Origin of the sequence: Sphingomonas oligophenolica (assembly GCF_006438955.1) — a bacterium.
GTDB classification, from domain to species: domain Bacteria; phylum Pseudomonadota; class Alphaproteobacteria; order Sphingomonadales; family Sphingomonadaceae; genus Sphingomonas; species Sphingomonas oligophenolica_A.
Window position 1 is genome coordinate 1 of sequence record NZ_RCZK01000033.1, and the last position, 6,866, is coordinate 6,866.

The 6,866-nt window shown below is 59.2% G+C and carries 10 protein-coding genes; 7 read left to right on the forward strand and 3 right to left on the reverse strand.

Translation table 11 applies throughout. The features are described from left to right. From EAH84_RS15495 to EAH84_RS15520, 6 genes are all read left to right on the forward strand, one after another. On the forward strand, window positions 1–561 hold a 561-nt coding region (locus EAH84_RS15495), incomplete at its 5' end, for an IS66 family transposase (protein ID WP_140872873.1). A 561-nt stretch (window positions 562–1,122) separates the two neighbouring features. After that, window positions 1,123–1,533, forward strand: a complete 411-nt coding sequence (locus tag EAH84_RS15500) for a hypothetical protein (RefSeq protein ID WP_140872874.1) — start codon at window positions 1,123–1,125, stop codon at window positions 1,531–1,533. After that, window positions 1,520–1,849, forward strand: coding sequence for a hypothetical protein (locus tag EAH84_RS15505; RefSeq protein WP_140872875.1), 330 nt, complete (start codon window positions 1,520–1,522; stop codon window positions 1,847–1,849). The genes EAH84_RS15500 and EAH84_RS15505 overlap by 14 nt, the downstream gene beginning before the upstream one ends. 293 nt (window positions 1,850–2,142) lie before the next feature. After that, a complete protein-coding gene (locus tag EAH84_RS15510) occupies window positions 2,143–2,388 on the forward strand; it encodes a helix-turn-helix transcriptional regulator (RefSeq protein ID WP_206663986.1) in 246 nt (81 codons plus the stop codon). Next, window positions 2,385–2,864 (forward strand): hypothetical protein, encoded by a 480-nt coding sequence (locus EAH84_RS15515; protein ID WP_140872876.1) that lies wholly within the window; start codon window positions 2,385–2,387, stop codon window positions 2,862–2,864. Before EAH84_RS15510 ends, EAH84_RS15515 begins: the two co-directional genes overlap by 4 nt. Window positions 2,865–2,897: 33 nt before the next feature. Next, window positions 2,898–3,773, forward strand: coding sequence for a TraB/GumN family protein (locus EAH84_RS15520; protein WP_140872877.1), 876 nt, complete (start codon window positions 2,898–2,900; stop codon window positions 3,771–3,773). On the opposite strand, the gene EAH84_RS15525 is transcribed toward EAH84_RS15520, so the two are convergent. The 3 genes from EAH84_RS15525 to EAH84_RS16680 form a co-directional block, all read right to left on the reverse strand. Beyond that, window positions 3,754–4,167: a hypothetical protein gene (locus EAH84_RS15525; RefSeq protein WP_140872878.1), complete on the reverse strand. Its 414-nt coding sequence runs from the start codon at window positions 4,165–4,167 to the stop codon at window positions 3,754–3,756. The two genes, EAH84_RS15520 and EAH84_RS15525, sit on opposite strands and share 20 nt — an antisense overlap. A 671-nt stretch (window positions 4,168–4,838) precedes the next feature. Next, window positions 4,839–5,648, reverse strand: a complete 810-nt coding sequence (locus EAH84_RS15530; RefSeq protein WP_241656659.1) for a hypothetical protein — start codon at window positions 5,646–5,648, stop codon at window positions 4,839–4,841. Window positions 5,649–5,933: 285 nt separating this feature from the next. Then, on the reverse strand, window positions 5,934–6,284 hold the full coding sequence (locus EAH84_RS16680; protein WP_425326471.1) for an HNH endonuclease: 351 nt from the start codon (window positions 6,282–6,284) through the stop codon (window positions 5,934–5,936). 369 nt (window positions 6,285–6,653) lie between these two features. Here EAH84_RS16680 and EAH84_RS15540 point away from each other — a divergent pair. Next, window positions 6,654–6,866 (forward strand): transposase (locus tag EAH84_RS15540; protein WP_140869304.1); only part of this gene is annotated, 213 nt, incomplete at its 3' end.

A 6,866-nucleotide genomic window follows, 5' to 3' on the forward strand; every position in this document is an offset into this window, starting at 1 on the left:
GCCGATGTCGCGGCGCAGCTGAAGCGCCGCAAGGGTGCACCGGTCATCTCGCCGATCGCGGCCGAAGCGGTCAGGCGCATCGACGCGATCTTCGACGTCGAACGCGCCATCAATGGCAAGGGTATAACCGAGCGGCTTGCCCTGCGCCACGAGATGGCGGCACCGCTCGTCACCGATCTGGGGCAATGGCTGCGGTCCCACCGCGCCGCGCTCGCGCGCCACAGCCCGGTCGCGGGCGCGATCGACTATATGCTCAAGGACTGGGCCGCGTTCAGCCGGTTCCTCGACGATGGCCGCATCTGCCTGACCAACAACGCCGCAGAACGAGCGCTGCGCGGCATAGCCCTCGGCAGAAAGGCATGGTTGTTCGCCGGTTCGGATCGCGGCGGCGAGCGCGCCGCGTTCATGTACACGCTGATCGGCACCGCCAAGCTCAACGACATCGATCCGCAAGCGTGGCTTGCCGACGTCCTCGCCCGGATCGCCGATCATTCCGCCGCCCGGCTGGACGAGTTGTTGCCCTGGAACTGGCGACAGCCACAGCTCGCGCTCGCCGCCTGATCTGCTCTACGCCACGGTCCTCACCGAATGGCTACGAGATGTCGGGCCTTTCCCTCTTTAAGTCCTCGACGGTCCAGACCAGTGACGGCGCAAGTCGATCCATGAAGATGCAGGGGCGAACGCCCAGCGCGTGTCCCGTCTCCAACACACGCTCGTAGGTAAGGAACTCTGCGGGCCACTCACCTTCTATCGATATTCGGCTGGCCTCATCGGCGTCGAGTCGCCGTAGGAAGTCCTCATCGAAGATACGCTCTTCTTGAGCGATCATCCAATGCTGGCCACAGGCGCGACACCGCGACAGATGTAGCCACCAAGCGTCTCCACCGTGCTCACGCACGTTCTCGATGGTCTCGAATACTCGCTCGTCCAACCCGTCGCCACCCATGGGCACGGCTGCCAAATCGGCAAGGGATGAGCAGCAGCATGTGATCGCTGGTTCAGTCACGGGGCAACAATGCGTGTAATGGCGAATGTCCGCAATTGGGCGGCTTCCGACCGGCTGCTTTTCTCCCCACCAGCGGAACGACGGCTTCGCGGCGATGCGGGGGTGCGTTCGCTGCCGTGAACGGCCCGACCTGGTGGGAAGAGGACATTGCGCCCGACCTACGAACAGGGCAGCATCGCAACATGAAGCACTCGGAAGCGCAGTTCGTCGTCGAGGTGACGGCGGACGATCAGATTACCTGCCGAGCACCCAATCAGGCGGAGCAGCGGATCAGGATGACTGACCTTGCGGCAGTGTATGTCGAGACAAACCACAGTGGCCCTTGGGGTGCAGACGTCTGGTGGCTGCTGAACGACAGCACCGGGCAGACGCAGGTGGCGTTCCCACAGTTGGCGACCGGGGAAGAGGCAGCGCTCGAGCGGTTGCGACTAATCCCCGGCTTTCAAGTGCGGGGGATGAACTCGGGCGAGAATGCCCTGTTTATGTGCTGGTCGAAACCCAGCGCCTTGCATCATGACGATCAATAAACTCGCATTATTCGAGGCTGCAAAATCGTTATGGCCCGCGACGATTGATCTGGCCAAGGACTCTGACGGGCCGCATAATATTTATTGGGCGTTGGAGCGGATTATCCCTGTGGACGATGATTGGCAGCAGATCGCCATGTGGTCGTTCCATCAAGCACTTGATGGGATGGAAAAGCGAGCTGCGGCGACGGGAGTGTCGATCATCGCGCCTCACTCTGTCCAGTTCGCTGACTTTGACAAGTGTATGCGGTCCAACCTCGCAGGCGACGAGTGCTGGGCGATGGAACGGGCATTTTGGGAGAATGACACCGAGTAGAAATAATGGCGGCCCGATGTCCGCTATTGGGCGACTGCCGACCGGCAGCTTCTCGCGCCGGAACCGGAAGGTCGGCTTTGCGGCGACCGGGGCGGTGCCGATCGCCGCGAACGTCGCGACGTGGTGGGAAGCTGACAGTCCGCTTCCAGGTAAGACAGCAACCTTAGCTGCCGCGGCCTCGCAACCCTTCGAGAACGTACGCTCCAAGCCTATAATCAGCGCTCAACGATCAGCTTGACACAGTGATGTATCGTTGCGTATAAGCAACGTAACGTTGATTCGGAGAGCACTTAGTGTACATTCACAACAGGATTGCGCTGTTCCGGACGGAACGGGGGGCGTCCAGACGCGAGCTGGGGGAGGCCGTGGGGGTAAATCCCCAGACAATCGGGTTCCTCGAACGTGGTGACTACAATCCCAGCCTAGAGCTTGGCCTCAAGCTGTCCCGCTTCTTCGAAGTGCCCGTCGAGACGCTGTTCTCGTTCGACCCATTTCCTTCTGTTGCGTCCATCCTTGCCAACCAGGAGTCACGCTCATGATCTATTATCGTTCATCGACGTCGGAGGGCACTGGCCCGTCGTTGTCTGCGCTGCGTTCCCTAATTGCCACCGCTTTGCTGGCTTATCCGGCGGGATGCGTTGTCCTGACACTCAGCAATTACACGAGTAAGCCATCGGCCGCGATGCACCTGATCGGCTTTGCCCTGATATTCATTGCATTGTTAAGCGCCGCGCCAGTCATCGGTTCGCGCCTCCAGCGGATTGTTGGCGAACAGCCCAGCAAGCTTGACGAGATGGAGCTGCAGCAACGCCATAAGGCGATGAACGGTGCCTATATGACCTTCACCGCATTGTTCCTGGCTGCGATCGCCTATGCCGGCGCGGCAAGTGACATGAACCTATGGGTGCCTACCGGTTACGAAAACTGGAATGCGCTTTTCTGGGGCGTCTTTCTCTATTCGTCGCTGCTGCCAACCGCATTCGTTGCGTGGGCAATGCCCGAAGAACGCGACTGAACCACAAATCACGCCACTTCGGGGAGAGCTAAAATGACTAAGATCAAGACTTTCGCGCGCACCGCTCTGATCGCCGCAACTTTTACCGTCTTCGCGGCACCGGCGACTGCCGAACCAGCAATCTGGGTGGCCAAAACAGGCAAGGCAACGGCCTATCTATTCGGCACCTTCCATCTCCTGAAAACGGATGCGGTATGGTTCACGCCCAAGGTCGAAAAGGCATTCGACACGAGCAGCGAGCTTTGGCTTGAGATTACCGATGGCGACGATGCGGCCGCAATGAAGTCGGTCGTGATGCAATATGGCGTCGATGCGGCGCATCCATTGTCCACCAAGCTTTCCACCGAAGACAAGGCCCTGCTGGAGAAGGACGCGGCAACACTCGGGGCCCCGCCATCAGCGTTCGAGCCAATGCGACCCTGGCTGGTCGCGCTACAGCTCACCGTTGCCCCCATGGTCAAGGCTGGCTTTGATCCTGCTGGCGGAGCGGATCATGTGCTGAAAGACAAAGCTGCCGCGCGGCACAAACCGCTCAAGGCGTTCGAGACTGCGACTGGCCAAATGAAGTTTTTCGCCGACTTGCCCCTACCGATCGAACTCGCCTTCCTCCACACGACCCTACGCGACTTCGACGACATGCTGCCAAAGATGAATGACGCAGCTCAGCTTTGGGTGGACGGAAAGCCTGACGAGATTGATACGAAGCTGACGTCGAAAATGCGTGTCGAAAGTCCAGAACTCTATAAGGTACTGCTAAAGGACCGGAACGACGACATTGCTCGCAAGCTTTTGGATCGGATGAAAGCAGGCGGCACCATTTTCGTCGCGGTGGGCGCCGCACATCTCGCAGGTCCCGATAGCATTCAAAAGGCTCTCGAACGGGTTGGTGTCAAAGCGAGGCGTCTGTAGCCTCGCTAGACAAATTTATCCGGCGCCACCTCGCCAGTTCTCGGGCTAGGTGCGCCGGGCGAAACCCCTTGCCCCTTAGCAACCCTTGCCAATCGCGCGCGTTATCGAAATGCTGCAGTTGGAAGTGGTAATAGTTGACATACTCAAGAGCGGCTAGGAGCGTGACAGCACCGGCAACGCTGTTCGAAAGGGACCAGCCGCTGGCCACAATAAGTGAAATTACCCCGAGCGTCGCCGCAGATACCGCAAATAGCATCGGATATTCTGCGCCATCGGCAATCCGCAATGCTCGCCTCATTGGTAAAGCGTTGCCTTCGAGGCGAGATGCGACCGCAAGCCAGTAGACGGTGCCAATGATGAGGCCAAGTACAAGGCCGAAATTAGCAATGGTCAACAATATGGCGCCCGGAATACTGGACGGCCATCCATAATATGTGGCGACGGCCGGAACTAGTAGCGAGTTGAACCCCTCCAACCTGCCATAGGAACGGAAGTCACGGAGGCGGCTAACTTGAGAGCCAGTTCTGGTCATGCGCCTCAGATAGCCTCCAAACTTCATGCCAGCAATGCGAGGCGCCTTGAGGCATTAGTCGCACCTTAGATCCCACGGCCGCGATGGCTCCGCGGCTAAATGACGCTTATTCCAGTCTTCGGACTTGGGGCTGAATGACCGCAGCCCGCTCAATCCTTGCCGGTCCACCAGCTAAAAGAAGCGACCGCTTCCGAGGATTTGTGCATCGATCAAGATGTCTGGAATTGGGCGGCTTCCGACCGGCTGCTTTTCTCCCCACCAGCGGAATGACGGCTTCGCGGCGATGCGGGGGTACGTTCGCTGCCGTGAACAGCCCGACCTGGTGGGAAGCTGCCAGTCTGCTTCGGTCCCTCGAAGCCTACGAAGCTCCCCTTTGGTAAGGTACCCAGTTCAATCACGACACGTTTAAGTTCCGTATCAATCTTCGTGCACAACTATACCGCCAGCAATCGTAAAAGAAGGTGGCGAGGGGATTAAATATACGCGCCAGACAAGACACAAAACTCTAGCGCTACGTGGACGATACGTGGCAACTAGCGGCCGGTAATCAGCGGGCCGGTCGGCGGAGCAGGGAAGACAAGGCCCGGCACCTGCGCGCCGTGCGAGCCCGCCGTTACTCGGGCATAGAGATAGTCTCCAAGTGGAGAATAAGTGATCGCTTCATAGACCGCTGTGTAAGTAAAAAATGCAGCGACAGTGACGAACCAAGCCGGATGGACCCGGCCGAGCACCCGGCGATCGCGGATCATTCCGGCGACAGGAAAGATGAGTGTTGCGACCCCGGCTGCTTCGAACGCCCAGGGGATCAGCAGCGGCAGGGGTAATAAACGACCGAAAGCAGGGGCGGTCAACAAGGCCATTGCTCCCAGGTGCAGCCGAGCATGCCAGTCGGTTCGGTGGCGCATCAGGATCGCGGCATACGTCAGCACTACGAACGCCAAAAGATTTGCCGGGTCGCCGATCATAAGCAGTTGCGGTTGAAAGAAGAACGGGATGGTGCCGTTGCGGGCTGATACTACAATCACGGTCATCGCCGCTCCGAGCATCAGAAATACCCACGCTGCCGCGACCCAGCCGAGCTTCCGGTGCAGCCACAGCGGCCCGCGCGTCGCGAAATAAGTTTGCAGCAAGAATATGGTCACCCAGCCCATGAATGCCAACGCATGCACGTGGACGCGCAGCGGAGACGCGAATGTCGAGCGACCCATTGCTAGCTGAAAGGAAAACCCCGCAACAACGGTCAGCGCCATAGCTATGGCGAACTTCAGTGCAAACGCGTCCGCTAGTGCTGGTTCCTCGGATCCTCCCTCAAAGCCCCGTGTATCCATTGGCATCGTAGCCATCACGCCCCCCCTCAAAAGGTGGTCCGCCGCTACCTTGGGCCAATCATGCCGAAATTTCAACCGGCTGGCATGGGTTACCGCAGGTTTGGAAAATAGCGGAAGACGGCTTTCGGCCCAACTCCCGCCAAAAAGCGATTTCTCAGCGAACGGCAGGTTTCCAGGAAACCGAGAATTTGTGGTGGACGGCAGAAAGTGGGCGATCGGCGACAGGCCGCTTTGGATCGTCGCCGTTCGCAGGCGCGAATGTCGCGTCCTCGTGGAAAGCGGATGTGCTCGCGTCCGCCTTCAGCCCGATTCAACCGAGGTGAGCAGCATCCTGTGCCACTTGCCGGACAAGAGCCGTTTGCGGACTTTCCTGAGATACATCTCGGGCAAGAGAGCTGCGCGTGCCTTGTGCCGGTGAGTGTTGCAATAGCGACAGGCGGCGACGATATTCGCCGCTGTGTTCGGCCCGCCCTCGGAGCGAGGGATTAGATGCTCGGCGGTCGCTTGAAGTTGACCTGCACTCGCTAGAGATATCGCATGTACCGTCGCGAAGTCCGCCGGACTCCCACGCCACATTGGTGTGCGACAATAATGGCATCGTCCTGACTGGCTGTTGAAACATACGTCGAGAATTTTCCGAGTATTTGGCATTTGATCACTCACTTTGATGTCGATCAATGCGGTGCGCAGCGGCTTGCGGCCGACCGGGAGGAGCTTCTGCTCGCGCCTAAAGCGGTTCCACCGCTTCCACTGTCCTCAGGTCGGGAACTAAGCTCTCCGACTTGGCAATCATATTCACCCGCCTGATAGCTCGGTCAAGATGTGATGAGCCGCGAATGTCAGCAACTGGGCGCTTGAACGTATCGGTGTCGCCGCGCGCCGACCACGTGAGTCGCTACAACAAGGTCTCCGAAGTGGCGCAGTTCCTCTGATGCCAGAGGTGGCTCGGGAAATCTGAACAGCGGGGATAAGTGGATTGCCGATCTGACCGCGGCCATGTTGGCCGCCCCAGGAGGCAAGATGAGCAAGCGACCCCGCCGGAATCACAGCCCGGCGTTTAAGGCCAAGGTAGCTCTGGCTGCCGTAAAGGGTGAGAAGACGCTGGCCGAGTTGGCGCAGCAGTATGACGTGCATCCAAACCTCATCAACCAGTGGCGATCCCGGCTGCTGGAGGGCGCGGCGGACGTATTCGGATCGGAGCCGGCCGCGAGCGAACCGGCGATCGACGTGACT

Excerpts from the sequence above, each read along its gene's own strand:
- EAH84_RS15520 (WP_140872877.1), top strand. The coding sequence starts at position 2,898 with ATGACTAAGATCAAGACTTTCGCGCGCACCGCTCTGATCGCCGCAACT.
- EAH84_RS15505 (WP_140872875.1), top strand. The coding sequence starts at position 1,520 with ATGACGATCAATAAACTCGCATTATTCGAGGCTGCAAAATCGTTATGG.
- EAH84_RS15530 (WP_241656659.1), bottom strand. The coding sequence starts at position 5,648 with ATGGCTACGATGCCAATGGATACACGGGGCTTTGAGGGAGGATCCGAG.
- EAH84_RS16680 (WP_425326471.1), bottom strand. The coding sequence starts at position 6,284 with ATGCCAAATACTCGGAAAATTCTCGACGTATGTTTCAACAGCCAGTCA.
- EAH84_RS15515 (WP_140872876.1), top strand. The coding sequence starts at position 2,385 with ATGATCTATTATCGTTCATCGACGTCGGAGGGCACTGGCCCGTCGTTG.